The organism is Vreelandella hamiltonii (assembly GCF_014651795.1).
GTDB lineage: Bacteria > Pseudomonadota > Gammaproteobacteria > Pseudomonadales > Halomonadaceae > Vreelandella > Vreelandella hamiltonii.
Genome location: NZ_BMXO01000002.1, coordinates 148,727 through 163,937, shown reverse-complemented (window position 1 = coordinate 163,937; position 15,211 = coordinate 148,727). Strand labels below are relative to the sequence as shown.

Here is a 15,211-nt window from a genome sequence, read left to right as displayed (position 1 = left end):
CCACAACGCCTCCTGGCGGTAAGACCAAGTAGCTGCTTGGGGTGAGTATGCCACGAACCTTGCGACTATCGACCAATTACTGGTCAGACCACTGCACCACAGGCTGGACAGGCGCCTGAAAAAAGCTCAGATTGGCGTCAAGCGGCGGCGACCTGCTGCTCTGTTCAACGATAAAAATGAAGGATGTCGCGATGAATATCCTGTTCGACGAGCGCCTTGATGGCGAGCTCGTCCACCGTGATAAAGCCGAAGTGCTCAGCGACCTGCAAAGCGCTGTGCCTACCTTGACCCTGCTGCACCGCGAAGAAGACCTGCGCCCATTCGAATGCGATGGCCTGGCGGCTTATCGGGTGCTGCCCATGCTGGTCGCCCTGCCGGAAACGCTGGCCCAGGTGGAAGGCCTGCTCAAGCGCTGTCACGCCCTGGGCGTGCCGGTGGTGACCCGCGGCGCGGGCACCGGGCTTTCCGGCGGCGCCCTGCCCCTGGAACAAGGTGTGCTGCTGGTCATGTCGCGCTTCAATCAGATCATCAGCGTCGACCCCGATGCCCGTCTGGCCAGGGTACAACCCGGCGTTCGCAACCTGGCGATTTCCGAGGCAGCGGCACCCTATGGCCTGTATTACGCGCCCGACCCGTCTTCCCAGATTGCCTGCTCCATTGGCGGTAACGTCGCCGAAAATGCCGGCGGCGTGCACTGCCTCAAGTATGGCCTGACCGTTCACAACGTGCTGCGCGTGGACGTACTGACCATCGAAGGCGAGCACATGACGCTGGGCTCCGAAGCGCTGGATGCGCCAGGCTTTGATCTGCTCGCGCTGATGAATGGCTCCGAAGGCATGCTAGGGGTGGTCACGGAGATTACCGTCAAGCTGTTGCCCAAGCCGGAAACCGCCAAGGTCCTCATGGCCAGCTTCGACGATATCGAAAAGGCAGGCCGCGCAGTGGGTGACATCATTGCCGCAGGGATCATTCCCGGTGGCCTGGAAATGATGGACAAGCTCGCCATTCAGGCCGCAGAAGACTTCATCAAGGCGGGCTATCCAGTGGATGCCGAAGCCATTCTGCTCTGCGAGCTGGACGGCGTCGAAGCAGACGTGGACGACGACTGCGAGACCGTTCGCCGCGTACTGGAAACGGCCGGGGCCACCCATATTCAACAGGCCCGGGACGAAGCCGAGCGCGCCAAATTCTGGGCCGGGCGCAAGAACGCCTTCCCGGCGGTAGGCCGCATGTCACCGGACTACTACTGCATGGATGGCACCATTCCCCGCCGCGAGCTGCCCCGGGTACTCAAGGGCATTGCCGCGCTTTCCGAGGAGAGTGGCCTGGCTGTGGCCAACGTGTTTCACGCGGGCGATGGCAATATGCACCCGCTGATTCTGTTCGATGCCAACAAAGAGGGTGAGCTGGCCCTGGCGGAAGACGTCGGTGGCAAGATTCTGGAGCTGTGCGTTGCCGCAGGAGGCTCGATTACCGGCGAGCACGGCGTAGGGCGCGAGAAGATCAATCAGATGTGCAGCCAGTTTCAGCCCGACGAACTGACGGTCTTTCACGCTCTGAAAGCGGCCTTCGACCCGCAACGGCTGCTCAACCCGGGGAAGAACATTCCGACCCTGGCGCGCTGCGCCGAATTTGGCGCCATGCATGTACATAACAACGAGTTACCGCATCCGGAGCTGCCACGCTTCTGATGCCACAAGGACCGACCATGACCGAACTAGCGATACACGCTGACCAGGATATCGCCGCTGAACTGTGCGAACAGGTGCGCAGCGCCTACGCCGAGCGCACCCCGCTACGCATCGTGGCGGGAAACACTCGGGCTTTCTATGGCCGCCCGGTAGAAGGCGCGGAGCTCAATGTCGCGGCCCATCGCGGCATCGTCTCCTACGACCCCGTGGAGCTGGTGGTGACCGTGCGGGCCGGCACACGGCTTGACGCGCTGAACGCAGCACTTGCCGAGAAGCATCAGATGCTGCCTTTCGAGCCACCGATCTTTGGCGAAGCCAGCACCATTGGCGGTGCTGTCGCCACCGGCATGTCCGGCCCCCGTCGCCCCTGGGCCGGGGCTGCCAGGGATTTCGTGCTGGGCACCCGGGTGATCACCCAGGAAGGCAAACTGCTGCGCTTTGGCGGCGAAGTCATGAAGAACGTGGCGGGCTACGATCTCTCCCGCATGATGACCGGCGCCCAGGGCACGCTGGGCGTACTGGCCGATATCTCTTTCAAGGTGCTGCCGATTCCCACCGCCAGCCATAGCCTGCGCCTCTCCATGGGTCTGGAAGACGCCCTGGCGAAGCTCTCCGAGCTGGGCCGCCAGCCGCTGCCGATCACCGCCGCGGCCTGGCACGCGGGCGAGCTGTTCATTCGCCTGGAAGGCGGCGAAAGCTCGGTCAAGGCGACCAAAGAGCGGCTGGGCGGCGACGCCCTCTCGGCAGACTTCTGGCAGCAGCTACGCGACCTGCAGCACGCCTTTTTCAACCTGGCCGAGGGCCAAGCTCTGTGGCGCCTGTCGCTACCACCCCATACACCGCCGTTGGCACTGGCCGTCGATGAAAGCGATATCTTCTACGACTGGGGCGGCAGCCAGCGCTGGGTGAAAACCCCACTGCCCGCGCAAACCCTGCGCGATGCCTGCCAGCAGGCAGGCGGCCACGCCACCTGCTACACCCCGCATCATCAGGGCGGTGCGGAGTCACCGTTCACGCCACTGAATTCAGTCGTGGAAAAGTATCATCGCAACCTGAAGACCGAACTGGATGCCTACGGCATTTTCAATCCTGGTCGTCTTTATGCGGCATTTTAATCAGGAGAGCTGACATGCAGACGCACTTTACCGATGCCGACCGCCAGAAACCGCATATTCAGGAAGCCGAGCGCATTCTGCGCACCTGCGTACACTGCGGCTTTTGTAACGCCACCTGCCCCACTTACCAGCTGCTGGGCGATGAGCGAGACGGGCCACGCGGGCGTATCTACCTGATGAAAGAGCTGCTGGAGAGCCGCGATGACGATGACCAGGTCACCGAAGAGACTCGCCTGCACCTCGACCGCTGCCTGACCTGCCGCAACTGTGAAACCACCTGCCCCTCGGGCGTCGAGTATCACAAGCTGCTGGATATAGGACGCGCCGAGATCGAGCGCCGCGTGCCCCGCTCGGCCGCCGAACGCGCCCAACGCTACGCCCTGCGTAAAATGCTGGTGGACCCCAAGCGCTTCAAGGCGCTGCTGAGTCTGGGGCAAACCTTCAAACCGCTGGTGCCTGGCAAGCTGCGCAGCAAAATGCCGCCCGCTCCGGTGGATGCAGGCCAACGCCCCGACAGCCAGCGCCATACGCGCAAGGTATTGATCCTGGAAGGCTGTGTGCAGCCTGGTCTCTCGCCCAACACCAATGCGGCGACGGCTCGCTTGCTCGACCGCCTGGGCATCAGCGTCACACCGATCAGTGAAGCGGGGTGCTGCGGTGCCATCGACTTCCACCTCAATGCACAGGAAGCCGGTCGCCAGCGCATGCGCGCCAATATCGACGCCTGGTGGCCGCAAATCGAGCAAGGGGCCGAAGCCATCGTGCAAACCGCCAGCGGCTGCGGCGCCTTCGTCAAAGAGTATGCCGACATGCTCAAGGACGACCCTGCCTACGCGGCAAAGGCCCAGCGTGTCAGCGCACTGGCCAAGGATATCGTCGAGATTCTGCGCGACGAGCCTTTGGAGGCCCTGCAGCTCAAGGAGCATCAGCGTCTGGCATTCCACTGCCCCTGTACGTTGCAGCATGCCCAGAAGCTCAACGGCGCGGTGGAAAGCGTGCTGGGCAAACTCGGCTTTACGCTGGCCCCGGTCAAGGATGCCCACCTGTGCTGCGGTTCGGCAGGCACCTACTCGGTGACGCAGCCGGAGCTCGCCACCCAGCTGCGCGACAACAAACTCAATGCTCTGGAAGCAGGCAACCCCGAAGTGATCGTGACCGCCAATATCGGCTGTCAGACGCATCTGGCCAGTGCCAATCGCACGCCAGTCCGCCACTGGGTAGAAGTCGTCGACGCTGCCCTGGTATAACCTCGATACTCGCGGCCCCTGGCATCACGCCTTGCCCGTCAGGCGCCGCGCCTCACCCCCCATGATAAGAAGGATACTTTGATGCAAACCAAAGCCGTTCTGGGCCAAGCCGACGTCATTCAAGTACTGGACGCCGCACAGCAAGAAGCCGACAACAACAGCTGGCCCGTGACCATTGCCGTCACCGACGATGGCGGCCACCTGCTGGCCCTGCGCCGGCTGGATGGCGCCGCCCCGTTCAGCGCCGAAGTAGCGACCCAAAAAGCGCGCAGCGCAGCGCTCGGCCGCAAAGAGACGCAAATCTTCGAGGAGATGATCAACGGTGGCCGTACGGCGTTTGTCTCGGCACCGTTGCAGGGGCTGCTGTCCGGCGGCGTACCGATCATCGTGGATGGCCAGGTCGTGGGTGCCGTGGGGATTTCTGGCGTCAAGCCGGACCAGGATGTCCAGATCGCCAAAGCCGGTGTCAGCGCTATCGCCTGACCACTGAGCACCGCATGACGCCGTGACAAACGGCGTCATGCGCGCCTGAACATAGGCATCTGGAAATAGAAACGACAAAAAAGCCCGGATCGAAGATCCGGGCTTTTGGAATGTGTTCGGTTTTATCGACGTGCTTGCANAGATCCGGGCTTTTGGAATGTGTTCGGTTTTATCGACGTGCTTGCATGCACATGCATAACCGATAAGTGCTTAATGGCGGACCGGACGAGACTCGAACTCGCGACCTCCGGCGTGACAGGCCGGCATTCTAACCGACTGAACTACCGGTCCACGTTAAGACACTTCAAGACCATTGCAAGGGCGTTATCAAAGCGGTTCAGTCGCTATGCACGCTACTTGAATGGTGGGTGGTACTGGGTTCGAACCAGTGACCCCCAGCTTGTAAGGCTGGTGCTCTCCCAACTGAGCTAACCACCCGATCATTGACAGCCAATGGCTGATCAATCGACTGCTTCAGGTTATCGTGGCGGACCGGACGAGACTCGAACTCGCGACCTCCGGCGTGACAGGCCGGCATTCTAACCGACTGAACTACCGGTCCGAATTACGATAACTGATGTGCAACATTGAGCGATGATGGCGGACCGGACGAGACTCGAACTCGCGACCTCCGGCGTGACAGGCCGGCATTCTAACCGACTGAACTACCGGTCCGAATTACGATAACTGATGTGCAACATTGAGCGATGATGGCGGACCGGACGAGACTCGAACTCGCGACCTCCGGCGTGACAGGCCGGCATTCTAACCGACTGAACTACCGGTCCACAAATGCATCACTTGCTGCTTACGTTTCCAGGGCACCATGTCAATGGTGGGTGGTACTGGGTTCGAACCAGTGACCCCCAGCTTGTAAGGCTGGTGCTCTCCCAACTGAGCTAACCACCCGCTGGTCACGTGGCGCTGCATTCTACAGAAGCCCGTTCAAATGTCAACACGAAGCGTTTAAATTCTGCATTTAAACCAGTGTGCTGCACGTATCACCGACTTCCGCTCCTTGAGCGCGGACGAAGGATGCCGCAATCCGGGCAGCCTCGTCAATCAAAACCTTTTGATTCAGGCCGGATAATTTCCGTGGCTTGAAATCATGGTCCCCATCGGCAAGCCATTCCACCTGCACGCGCCTCGGTAGTCGGTAGCTCTCTACCTCAGCACGGGTGCCAAAAGGATCTCGCTCGCCCTGGATGATCAACGTCGGGCAGGACAACGACGCAAAGTGCTCCGTTCGCAGCACGTCCGGCTTTTTAGGAGGATGGAACGGATACCCCACGGCCATCACGCCTGGGCACGTCCGCTCACTGGCAAATAACGACGCCAGGCGCCCGCCCATGGACTTGCCCCCCACCCATAAAGGAAGTGGGCCCAACGGCTCGATCAGGGAGTACCAGTCAGCGACACAGGCCACACTTTTCAGCACGGGTGGTGGCGGGCGACGCTTGCCCTGCTCGTGCATCTGCTGCATGTAGGGCAAATCGATAGCCCATACCTGTATGTCATGCGCCGCCAGCGTCGCGGCAAATTGCCGCATAAAATCGCTCAGGTGCCCTGCTCCCGCACCGTGCAGCAGCAGCAAGCGCCCCTGCCGGGGCATGCCGGAAACACTCACCGGCCCATATCCTTCCACGTAAAAGCGCTGAACAGCGGGGCTGGCAATACCCTTGAACAATGCCTGTGGCGCAAGCGGCTCGAACCCCAGGCCAGCGTAATAGGACAACGTCGACTCCTGCTAATTCAGCGTTACATCCATTGGCGTGTTCAGCTTAAGCCTCGGCTGCGATAGAATCTAGGCCGGATCTTGACCTGCATCATCAAGCGGGTGGCCGCACCCAGGCAAAATGCTAATGCACAATGCTACGGGTTACCCCCTAACCGCGTTCGATGGGAACATGAAATGAGCACAGCACTGGAACACCCGACCTACAATTACAAGGTAGTTCGGCAGTTCGCGATCATGACCGTTGTGTGGGGCATCGTGGGCATGACGATTGGCGTCATCCTCGCCTCCCAGCTGGTTTGGCCGCAACTGAACCTCGGCTTACCTTGGACTAGCTTCGGGCGTCTTCGTCCGTTACACACTAACGCCGTCATCTTTGCCTTCGGTGGCTCAGCGCTGTTCGCGACGTCGTATTACGTCGTTCAGCGTACCTGTCAGACACGTCTGTTCTCTGACAAGCTCGCCGCGTTCACCTTCTGGGGTTGGCAGGCGGTCATCCTTTCTGCCGTGGTCAGCCTGCCATTGGGGTATACCACCACGAAAGAGTACGCAGAGCTGGAATGGCCAATCAACATCCTGATTGCCGTTGTCTGGATCAGCTACGCCATCGTGTTCCTGATGACGATCAAGAAGCGCGCCACGTCCCACATCTATGTGGCCAACTGGTTCTTTGCTGCGTTCATCCTGACCGTGGCCGTGCTGCACATCGTCAACAACGCCGCCATTCCTGTCACCATGATGTACTCCACCTCGATCTATGCCGGTGCCGTGGATGCCATGGTGCAGTGGTGGTACGGCCACAACGCGGTGGGCTTCTTCCTGACGGCAGGCTTTTTGGGCATGATGTACTACTTCGTACCCAAACAGGCCGAGCGTCCGATCTACTCCTACCGTCTGTCCATCGTCCACTTCTGGGCGCTGATCATGATCTACATGTGGGCAGGCCCGCACCACCTGCATTACACCGCACTGCCCAACTGGGCGCAGTCGCTGGGCATGATCATGTCGATCATCCTGCTGGCACCTTCCTGGGGCGGCATGATCAACGGCATGATGACCCTGTCGGGCGCCTGGCATAAGCTGCGCACCGACCCGACCCTGCGCTTTCTGGTCGTGGCTCTGTCGTTCTACGGCATGTCGACCTTCGAAGGCCCGATGATGGCCATCAAGACCGTCAACGCGCTGTCTCACTACACCGACTGGACCATCGGCCACGTGCACTCTGGTGCCCTGGGCTGGGTAGCGATGATCACCATCGGCTCCATGTACCACCTGATTCCGCGGGTCTTCGGCCGCACCGAAATGTACTCCGTCAGCCTGATCGCCGTGCACTTCTGGCTGGCCACCATCGGTACCGTACTGTACATCGCCGCCATGTGGGTCAATGGCATCATGCAAGGCCTGATGTGGCGCGCCATCAACGCCGACGGCACGCTGATGTACACCTTCGTTGAGTCTGTCGAAGCCAGTGGCCCAGGCTACTTCGTTCGTCTGATAGGCGGCCTGTTCTGGGTAGTCGGCATGCTAATCATGGCGTTCAACGTGTACATGACCGTCAAGCGTCGTGAAGCCATCAGCTACTCGGCACCACAAGCCGCTTAAACCGGGGAAGTTCAGACCAATGAAACATGAGATTGTCGAAAAGAACGTTGGCCTACTCGCCGTCTTGATCCTGGTTGCGATCAGCTTCGGCGGCTTGGCCGAAGTCGTGCCACTGTTCTTTCAAAAGGATACGACGGAGCCCGTGGAGGGGCTGCGCCCGCTGAGTGCACTGGAGCTCGAAGGCCGGGACATCTACCGCCGCGAAGGCTGTGTGGGCTGCCACTCCCAGATGATTCGCCCGTTCCGTGCGGAAACCGAGCGCTACGGCCACTACAACGTGGCTGGTGAGCAGGTGTACGAGCACAACTTCCTGTGGGGGTCCAAGCGTACGGGGCCAGACCTGGCGCGCGTAGGCGGCCGCTACAGCGATGACTGGCACCGCGCCCACATGTACAACCCGCGCGATGTCGTGCCCGAGTCCATCATGCCGGCTTACCCCTGGCTGTTCGAGCGCACCCTGGATGGCGAAGCGACACCGCGCAAGATGCGTGTGCTGCGTCAGCTGGGCGTTCCCTACACCGATGAAGATATCGCCAACGCCACCGCCGAAGTACGCGGCCAGCAGGAAATCACTGCGCTGGTGGCCTATCTGCAACAGTTAGGAACCGTGCTCGAGGGCACTCGTTAAGTTATGGATACGGGAACTTTCCGCGGACTTATCACGTTCATTCTCATTGTCGCTTTCGTAGGCATCTTCTTCTGGGCCTACTCCAAGCGGCGCAAACCCGACTTCGATGAAGCGGCCAACCTGCCCTTTGCCGACGATGAAAACGATAAGCAACCGACCCGTGACAAGCATGCTTCGCCAGAGGGCGAAGCGGATTCCCGCCACGACAGGGGAGATAAGAATAGATGAATAACTTATGGGGTGACTCCCTATCCAGCTTCTGGAGCGCCTGGATCATCGTCATCACTCTGGGCACGATTGCGCTGAGCGTTTGGATCCTGATCTCCAACCGCCGCACCGACAAGACCCCGGATGCTGATGGTAATGTAGAGACCACTGGCCACGCGGCTGATGGCATCGAAGAGTACGATAACCCCCTGCCCCAGTGGTGGTTCAAGCTCTTCATCCTGACCGTGGTCTTTGCGCTGGGCTATCTGGTGCTGTACCCAGGTCTGGGCAACTACGCGGGCGTGCTGGGCTGGTCTCAGGAAAGTCAGTGGGAAGAAGAAGTGGCGCAGGCCAACGAGCGCTTCACACCGATCTTTGCTCAGTACCAGGAAGTGCCGATTCCCGAACTGGCGCGTGATGCCGAGGCCATGCAGGTGGCCGAGCGCATTTACCTGAACAACTGCGCGGTGTGCCACGGCTCCAACGCCCAGGGCGGCTACGGCTTCCCGAACCTGACCGATGACGACTGGCTGTACGGCGGCGAACCCGAGAACATTCTGACCACCTTGAACAACGGTCGGAATGGTCTGATGCCCTCCTGGCAGCAGCTCGGTGAGAACAACATCGAGAACCTGACCCAGTACGTGCTGTCGCTCTCCAACCTGGAGCACGACGAGGAGCGCGCAGCCAGCGGTGAAAGCACCTTCCTGGCCGCTTGTGCCGCCTGTCACACGCCTAGCGGCACCGGCAACACGGCACTCGGCGCGCCCAACCTGACCAACGATATCTGGCTGTACCAGGCACCGGGGCAGAGCGTTGCCGACTCCATTCGCCAAACGCTGCGCAACGGCCGTAACGGCCACATGCCTGCCCAGGCGGCGTACATTGGTGAAGAGCGCGTCCACCTGGTGGCCGCTTACGTGTACAGCCTGCGCTTCCGCGACTGATCTCGTTGTCAGGCGTTTGACGCCAGCGTGTACCAAGGGTGCGGTTTCATACCGCACCCTTTCTACATCCAGCAACCGCTCAGCCGCTCGGCGATCCGTTACACTATCGTTTATCGAAACAGGTTTAGCGACACGGCATAACGCTACTACGCCAGCGACCACCCTTCGGCTGCCGCCCACATCTGCCTCACTGAGCTGCGATCACCGCCATGGAAAAAATACCTAGCCACGATATTACGCCGCCAACCGTTGGGCACCACACGCCTGGCCAGAACGAAACCCAAGAGATGTACGCCAAGCGGCGGCACATCTACGTGCGTGAAATCAAAGGTCTGTTCCAAAAGGTTCGGCGCAGCGCCAACTGGGCGCTGATGATGGCCTTCTTTCTGCTTCCCTGGTTGAACTGGGGGGATCGACCGGCCGTATGGTTCGACCTGCCGGGGCGTGAGTTTCATATCTTTGCGGCGACTTTCTACCCACAAGAGTTCGTGCTGCTCTCGTGGCTATTGATCATCTGTGCCTTTGGGCTATTTTTCATCACGGTGTTTGCTGGTCGTGTCTGGTGCGGCTATACCTGCCCGCAGAGCGTCTGGACCTTCCTGTTCATCTGGCTGGAACACCGTATCGAAGGCAGCCGCCTTCAGCGCATCAAGCTGGACAAACAGGCCATGGACGCCAGCAAGGCGTGGCGCAAGGCCGCCAAGCACAGCGCCTGGCTGCTGATCGCTCTGGCCACCGGCGTGACCTTCGTGGGCTATTTCACGCCCATTCGTTCACTGGTGGTCGAACTGCCCACACTGGAGGCCCACGGCTGGTCCTACTTCTGGGTCGGCTTCTTCCTGGTGTTCACTTACCTGAATGCGGGCTGGCTGCGTGAGCAGGTGTGCATCTACATGTGCCCCTACGCCCGCTTTCAGTCGGTCATGTTCGACCGTGATACGCTGATCGTTTCTTACGACGCCACCCGGGGAGAACCGCGCGGCAGCCGCAAGAAAACCCTCACCCATTCCCAGGCTCAGGCGGCAGGATACGGTGACTGTATCGACTGCGAGCTGTGCGTGCAGGTGTGCCCCACGGGGATCGATATTCGCGACGGCCTTCAGTACGAATGCATTACCTGCGCCGCCTGTATCGATGCCTGCGACAGCGTCATGGATCGCATGGGCTACCCGCGCGGGCTGATTCGCTATACCACGGAAAATGCGCTCGAAGGCAAGAAGAGTCATGTGCTGCGCCCCCGCCTGCTGGGCTATCTGGCCGCGCTGCTGGTCATGATCGCCACGTTCGCCTGGGCGGTGAATGAGCGCATGCCGCTGGGCTTCGAGGCCGAGCGAGAACGCACACAGCTTTACCAGATCACGCGAGAGGGTCAGGTCAGCAACGTCTATAACCTGACGATTCGCAATCTGGACAATACGGCCCATACCTATCAACTGAGCGCGACCGGGCTCGAGACACTCACCCTGGACCGCACGTCGATAGAAGTGCCTGCCGGTGAGACACGCACCCAGATCGTGACCGTCCTGGCCGACCCGACTGAGCTGCAACAGCCCAGCCAACCGATCACTTTCATCTTGCAGTCTCAGCAAGACGACACCATTCGCTCGGAGCGTGAAACGCGCTTCCTGGGCGACGTTAGGAGATAAGTCCCCATGTCCGACACCCCGATTCAGCCCTGGTACAAGCAGTTCTGGCCATGGTTCCTGCTGGCGCTGCTCTCCTCGTCCATCGTAGTCAGCATCACTTTTGCGGTCCTGTCGATCAAGACTGCCGACGGCATGGTGGTCCAGGAGGACTACTACGAACACGGCAAAGCCATCAACATGGTGCTGGCCAAGCAGGAGCGTGCCAACGAGCTGGGGCTTTCCGCCGAGCTGCGCATCGATCCGCTCACCAGCGATATCGTGCTGGACCTGACCGGCGACGACCGCCCGGAGACCCTCTACCTGACGCTGATCTTCCCGACCCAGGATGACCGTGATCAGGAGTTCGTGCTGCAGCACGTGCGCGAAGGCCGCTACATCACCCAGGGCCCAGACAATCTGCGCTACCGCTGGTACATTCAGCTACAGCCCCAGCAAACCGACGCCGACTGGCGGCTGATCGGTGAGGCGCGCTTCCCCAATGAAGAGAGTGTCGCCCTTCTACCCGGAGGCCGCACGCAGAGCGAATGAGTACTGCATCTCTAGCCAGCTGCTACCACTGCGGCAACGCGGTGCCTGATGGGGCACCGTGGAAAATCGTCATTGACGAAGCGCCCCAGCCGCTTTGCTGCCCCGGCTGCGAAGCCGTCGCCCACGCCATCGTGGAAGGCGGCCTGGAGAGCTACTACCGCTACCGCACCGAGCTGCCGGAGCGTCCCGACGAGCGTCAGGCCAGCAAAGCAGACACCTGGTCGGTGTTCGACGACCCGGCGCTGCAGGCCCAGTTCACTCACCCGGAAGGGGATGAAGGCCAGCTGCGGGCAACCCTGGCCGTAGAAGGGATCACCTGCGCCGCCTGCGCCTGGCTCATCGAACACCGCCTGAACACCCTGGAAGGCGTCAGCTCCAGCGCGGTCAACCTGTCGCACCACCGCCTGCGCATATGCTGGGACCCGACACGTATCAAGCTCTCCCAACTGTTTGCCGAGCTGGCCAGCATTGGCTACGACGCCCAACCCTACGAGCCCGATCAGGCCCAGGCACGCCTGCAGCACGAAGAGCGCATGAACGTGCGGCGCCTGATCGTAGCCGCCGTGGGCATGATGCAGGTGATGATGTTCTCGATACCGATCTATGTGTCGGACCCCGGGGAGCTGAGCGCCGACTTCTATGCCCTGTTCCACTGGCTATCGTTTGCGCTGGCAACGCCAGTGGTGCTGTTTTCGGCACAGCCCTTTTTCCGCAATGCCCTGCGCGACCTGAAAAGCGGCGTGCTGGGCATGGACGTGCCGGTCTCGCTGGCCATTGGCGGCGCTTACCTGGCCAGCAGCTATGCGGTGCTGTTCGATGTCGGCGAGGTATATTTCGACTCCGTGGCCATGTTCACCTTCTTTCTGCTGTTTGGCCGCTACGTGGAAGGCCGCGCGCGGCGCCGTAGCGGCCACAGCGGCAATGCGCTGAGCGGCGTACTGCCGGTCTCGGCCATTCGTCTGGAGGAGGATGGCAGTGAGCGTATTCTGCCGGCCAGCGAACTGACGGTAGGCGACCGCGTCTTGATCAAACCTGGCCACGGCGTCCCTGCCGATGGCGTGATCGAAGAGGGCGAATCCAGCCTCGACGAATCCATGCTGACCGGCGAGTACTTGCCGGTAACCCGGCGTATCGGCGATAGCGTGGTGGGCGGCAGCCAGAACATGGAAAACCCGCTGACCATGCGCGTCACCCACCCCGGCAATACGGCTCGGGTAGCAGGCATCGTCGACCTGACCGATCGCGCCTTTGCCAGCCGCCCCCGCCTGGCGCAAATGGCCGCCCGCATGGCCCACCTGTTCGTCCTTCGGCTACTGCTGGTGACGGCCTGTGTCACCATCACCTGGTGGATCATCGACCCTTCGAGAGTGCTCTGGATCATGCTGTCGGTACTGGTGGTCACCTGCCCCTGTGCACTGGCTCTGGCCACGCCCACGGCGCTGACCGCCGGCCACGGCCAGCTGCGCCAGCGGGGCGTGCTGATTACCCGCGCCGATGCCATCGAGTCGCTGTCCAACGTTACCCGCGTCATCTTCGACAAGACCGGCACGCTGACCCGCGGTGAAATGCAGCTCACCCAGACCCAACCGCTGGGACATCACGATAGCGAGCATCTACGCGCCATTGCCGCCGCGCTGGAAGCCCACTCCGAGCATCCTATCGCCCGCGCCTTCCGCCCCTTCCGGGATGCCACGCTTCAGGCCCGACATGTGAAGAGCCATACCGGTAGCGGCCTCGAGGGTACTCTTGATGGTGCCGTCTGGCGGTTGGGCAAGCCCGACTTCGCCAGCCAGCAAAGCATCGCGGTGCCGGGCAGCGGACAGTGGCTGCTGCTGAGCGAAGATCACCAGCCGCGCGCCTGGTTCAAGCTGCATGACGGCATTCGGGAAGACGCCGCGCAAACCGTGGCGGCCCTGCAAGCACGCGGTCTGGCGGTGGAGCTGCTCTCCGGGGATACCCGGGAAGCCGTGGAAAGCCTGGCCGATCAGCTCAATATCGAGACCTGGCACGCGGGCCAGTCCCCCGAGGACAAGCTGAACCGGCTGCGCGAGCTGCAGACCCAGGGCGAACGGGTGGTGATGATTGGTGATGGCATCAACGATGTGCCCGTGCTGGCCGGGGCCGATGTCGCGATTGCCATGAACGGTGCCACCGACCTGGCGCGTACCCGCGCCGATGCAGTGCTGATGAGCCCACGCCTGATGCGCATCCACGATGCCGTGGATATTGCCCAGGCCACCCGCCGCATCATGCGTCAAAACATGATCTGGTCGGTATGCTACAACTTCTCGGCCTTGCCGCTGGCCGCCATGGGGCTCATTCCGCCCTGGCTGGCCGCCATCGGCATGTCGCTGAGTTCGCTGGTGGTGGTGGGCAACGCCCTGCGTCTATCGCGTTGGCGCAGCGCTCCACCCCCCAGCATCGCCCCCGCCACACCGGTGACTGCATGAGCATTCTGTACCTGTTGATTCCGCTATCGCTGATCCTGCTCGGCCTCGCGGTCTGGGCCTTCTTCTGGGCGGTGAAGCACGACCAGTTCGAAGACCTGGAAGGCCCTGCCCACCGCATCCTGTTCGATGACGACGACAACGACCTGACCCCCGAACAGCGCGCCGAGCGAAACAACAGGGCCAGGCCGCCTCGCGACCAAGAGCCCCCGCCATGAACCCGACCGGGCTGGACCTGCCGCCGCTGCTGGCGGCCTGGGTATTTGGCCTCATGGGCGGGGCACACTGCATCGGCATGTGTGGTGGTATCATGAGCGCCCTCACCTTCGCCGTGCCGCCCAGCATGCGCCACCCTGCTCGTCTGAGCGGGCTGCTGTTGAGCTACAACCTGGGGCGTATTCTCAGCTACATGGTGGCCGGTGCGCTGGTGGCCGCGCTGGGCACGCTGGTCTCGCTCTCCCCGGCCGCCCGAGTGGGCTTGCAGGTGGTGGCGGCGGTCATGCTGATTCTGATGGCGCTGTACATCGCCAACTGGTGGAAAGGCCTGCTCCGAGTCGAGGCCGCCGGGCGCTACCTGTGGCGCTATCTCGAACCTCTGGGCCGACGGTTGATGCCCGTCGTGCACCTGCCCCAGGCGTTTGCCCTGGGCGCCATCTGGGGCTGGCTACCCTGTGGGCTGGTGTACTCCATGCTGGCCTGGAGCCTGGCCACGGCCGACCCGCTGCAAGGCGCTTTGCTGATGGGCGCCTTCGGACTGGGCACGCTGCCCGCGCTGCTGGCCACCGGCCTGGCGGCTCGCCAGATGGGCCACCTCATTCGCCACCCCGCCACGCGTACCGTGGCTGCCTTGACCATCATCGGCTTTGCCCTGTGGCAACTTTGGTCGCTGCTGCCGACGGCGCATCACTCATAGCTTGATATAGCTCAACGCTTTG

At 61.7% G+C, this 15,211-nt stretch carries 14 protein-coding genes and 6 tRNA genes; 13 read left to right on the top strand and 7 right to left on the bottom strand.

The genetic code is table 11. The features are described from left to right. The first annotated feature begins 191 nt into the window (after window positions 1–191). The 4 genes from glcD to IE061_RS04130 all read left to right on the top strand — a co-directional run bounded on the left by glcD (window position 192) and on the right by IE061_RS04130 (window position 4,536). Window positions 192–1,691 carry a glycolate oxidase subunit GlcD gene (gene glcD, locus IE061_RS04145; protein WP_039175374.1) on the top strand — a complete coding sequence of 500 codons (1,500 nt, stop codon included), beginning with the start codon at window positions 192–194 and terminating at the stop codon, window positions 1,689–1,691. Between the two features lie 17 nt (window positions 1,692–1,708). Then, a complete protein-coding gene (gene glcE / locus IE061_RS04140) occupies window positions 1,709–2,806 on the top strand; it encodes a glycolate oxidase subunit GlcE (RefSeq protein WP_193461043.1) in 1,098 nt (365 codons plus the stop codon). A gap of 14 nt (window positions 2,807–2,820) precedes the next feature. After that, window positions 2,821–4,053, top strand: coding sequence for a glycolate oxidase subunit GlcF (gene glcF / locus IE061_RS04135; RefSeq protein WP_039175370.1), 1,233 nt, complete (start codon window positions 2,821–2,823; stop codon window positions 4,051–4,053). 81 nt (window positions 4,054–4,134) lie between these two features. Further along, a complete protein-coding gene (locus IE061_RS04130) occupies window positions 4,135–4,536 on the top strand; it encodes a heme-binding protein (protein ID WP_039175367.1) in 402 nt (133 codons plus the stop codon). A gap of 214 nt (window positions 4,537–4,750) precedes the next feature. Here the strand turns inward: IE061_RS04130 and IE061_RS04125 are convergent. The 7 genes from IE061_RS04125 to IE061_RS04095 all read right to left on the bottom strand — a co-directional run bounded on the left by IE061_RS04125 (window position 4,751) and on the right by IE061_RS04095 (window position 6,271). After that, window positions 4,751–4,827: transfer RNA gene (locus tag IE061_RS04125), tRNA-Asp, on the bottom strand. A 71-nt stretch (window positions 4,828–4,898) separates the two neighbouring features. After that, window positions 4,899–4,974: transfer RNA gene (locus tag IE061_RS04120), tRNA-Val, on the bottom strand. 47 nt (window positions 4,975–5,021) lie between these two features. Further along, a tRNA-Asp gene (locus IE061_RS04115) sits at window positions 5,022–5,098 on the bottom strand. Between the two features lie 36 nt (window positions 5,099–5,134). After that, a tRNA-Asp gene (locus IE061_RS04110) sits at window positions 5,135–5,211 on the bottom strand. 36 nt (window positions 5,212–5,247) lie between these two features. Continuing rightward, a tRNA-Asp gene (locus tag IE061_RS04105) sits at window positions 5,248–5,324 on the bottom strand. A 45-nt stretch (window positions 5,325–5,369) separates the two neighbouring features. Then, window positions 5,370–5,445, bottom strand: a tRNA-Val gene (locus IE061_RS04100). Window positions 5,446–5,515: 70 nt separating this feature from the next. Further along, window positions 5,516–6,271, bottom strand: a complete 756-nt coding sequence (locus IE061_RS04095; protein ID WP_193461042.1) for an alpha/beta fold hydrolase — start codon at window positions 6,269–6,271, stop codon at window positions 5,516–5,518. Window positions 6,272–6,448: 177 nt separating this feature from the next. Here IE061_RS04095 and ccoN point away from each other — a divergent pair, with 177 nt between their 5' ends. The 9 genes from ccoN (at window position 6,449) to IE061_RS04050 (ending at window position 15,189) form a co-directional block, all read left to right on the top strand. Continuing rightward, window positions 6,449–7,873 (top strand): cytochrome-c oxidase, cbb3-type subunit I, encoded by a 1,425-nt coding sequence (gene ccoN / locus IE061_RS04090; RefSeq protein ID WP_039181509.1) that lies wholly within the window; start codon window positions 6,449–6,451, stop codon window positions 7,871–7,873. Window positions 7,874–7,892: 19 nt separating this feature from the next. Next, window positions 7,893–8,501: a cytochrome-c oxidase, cbb3-type subunit II gene (gene ccoO, locus IE061_RS04085; protein WP_016916188.1), complete on the top strand. Its 609-nt coding sequence runs from the start codon at window positions 7,893–7,895 to the stop codon at window positions 8,499–8,501. Between the two features lie 3 nt (window positions 8,502–8,504). Next, window positions 8,505–8,729 (top strand): CcoQ/FixQ family Cbb3-type cytochrome c oxidase assembly chaperone, encoded by a 225-nt coding sequence (locus IE061_RS04080; RefSeq protein WP_039181513.1) that lies wholly within the window; start codon window positions 8,505–8,507, stop codon window positions 8,727–8,729. After that, window positions 8,726–9,655, top strand: a complete 930-nt coding sequence (ccoP, locus tag IE061_RS04075; RefSeq protein ID WP_193461041.1) for a cytochrome-c oxidase, cbb3-type subunit III — start codon at window positions 8,726–8,728, stop codon at window positions 9,653–9,655. Before IE061_RS04080 ends, ccoP begins: the two co-directional genes overlap by 4 nt. Window positions 9,656–9,864: 209 nt before the next feature. Next, the gene (gene ccoG, locus IE061_RS04070) at window positions 9,865–11,301 is read left to right on the top strand and encodes a cytochrome c oxidase accessory protein CcoG (protein ID WP_193461040.1); all 1,437 of its coding nucleotides are present in this window, start codon (window positions 9,865–9,867) and stop codon (window positions 11,299–11,301) included. Between the two features lie 6 nt (window positions 11,302–11,307). Further along, window positions 11,308–11,829 (top strand): FixH family protein, encoded by a 522-nt coding sequence (locus IE061_RS04065; RefSeq protein ID WP_096921449.1) that lies wholly within the window; start codon window positions 11,308–11,310, stop codon window positions 11,827–11,829. Further along, on the top strand, window positions 11,826–14,279 hold the full coding sequence (locus tag IE061_RS04060) for a heavy metal translocating P-type ATPase (protein WP_193461039.1): 2,454 nt from the start codon (window positions 11,826–11,828) through the stop codon (window positions 14,277–14,279). The genes IE061_RS04065 and IE061_RS04060 overlap by 4 nt, the downstream gene beginning before the upstream one ends. Then, window positions 14,276–14,494: a cbb3-type cytochrome oxidase assembly protein CcoS gene (ccoS, locus tag IE061_RS04055; RefSeq protein ID WP_193461038.1), complete on the top strand. Its 219-nt coding sequence runs from the start codon at window positions 14,276–14,278 to the stop codon at window positions 14,492–14,494. The genes IE061_RS04060 and ccoS overlap by 4 nt, the downstream gene beginning before the upstream one ends. Beyond that, entirely contained in the window at window positions 14,491–15,189 is a 699-nt protein-coding gene (locus IE061_RS04050; protein ID WP_193461037.1) for a sulfite exporter TauE/SafE family protein, read from the top strand. Before ccoS ends, IE061_RS04050 begins: the two co-directional genes overlap by 4 nt. Window positions 15,190–15,211: the final 22 nt, after the last annotated feature.

Coding starts and splice junctions, on each gene's coding strand:
- ccoS (WP_193461038.1), top strand. CDS start 14,276: ATGAGCATTCTGTACCTGTTGATTCCGCTATCGCTGATCCTGCTCGGC.
- IE061_RS04060 (WP_193461039.1), top strand. CDS start 11,826: ATGAGTACTGCATCTCTAGCCAGCTGCTACCACTGCGGCAACGCGGTG.
- ccoO (WP_016916188.1), top strand. CDS start 7,893: ATGAAACATGAGATTGTCGAAAAGAACGTTGGCCTACTCGCCGTCTTG.
- IE061_RS04080 (WP_039181513.1), top strand. CDS start 8,505: ATGGATACGGGAACTTTCCGCGGACTTATCACGTTCATTCTCATTGTC.
- glcE (WP_193461043.1), top strand. CDS start 1,709: ATGACCGAACTAGCGATACACGCTGACCAGGATATCGCCGCTGAACTG.
- IE061_RS04130 (WP_039175367.1), top strand. CDS start 4,135: ATGCAAACCAAAGCCGTTCTGGGCCAAGCCGACGTCATTCAAGTACTG.
- IE061_RS04065 (WP_096921449.1), top strand. CDS start 11,308: ATGTCCGACACCCCGATTCAGCCCTGGTACAAGCAGTTCTGGCCATGG.
- ccoN (WP_039181509.1), top strand. CDS start 6,449: ATGAGCACAGCACTGGAACACCCGACCTACAATTACAAGGTAGTTCGG.
- glcD (WP_039175374.1), top strand. CDS start 192: ATGAATATCCTGTTCGACGAGCGCCTTGATGGCGAGCTCGTCCACCGT.
- glcF (WP_039175370.1), top strand. CDS start 2,821: ATGCAGACGCACTTTACCGATGCCGACCGCCAGAAACCGCATATTCAG.
- IE061_RS04050 (WP_193461037.1), top strand. CDS start 14,491: ATGAACCCGACCGGGCTGGACCTGCCGCCGCTGCTGGCGGCCTGGGTA.
- ccoP (WP_193461041.1), top strand. CDS start 8,726: ATGAATAACTTATGGGGTGACTCCCTATCCAGCTTCTGGAGCGCCTGG.
- ccoG (WP_193461040.1), top strand. CDS start 9,865: ATGGAAAAAATACCTAGCCACGATATTACGCCGCCAACCGTTGGGCAC.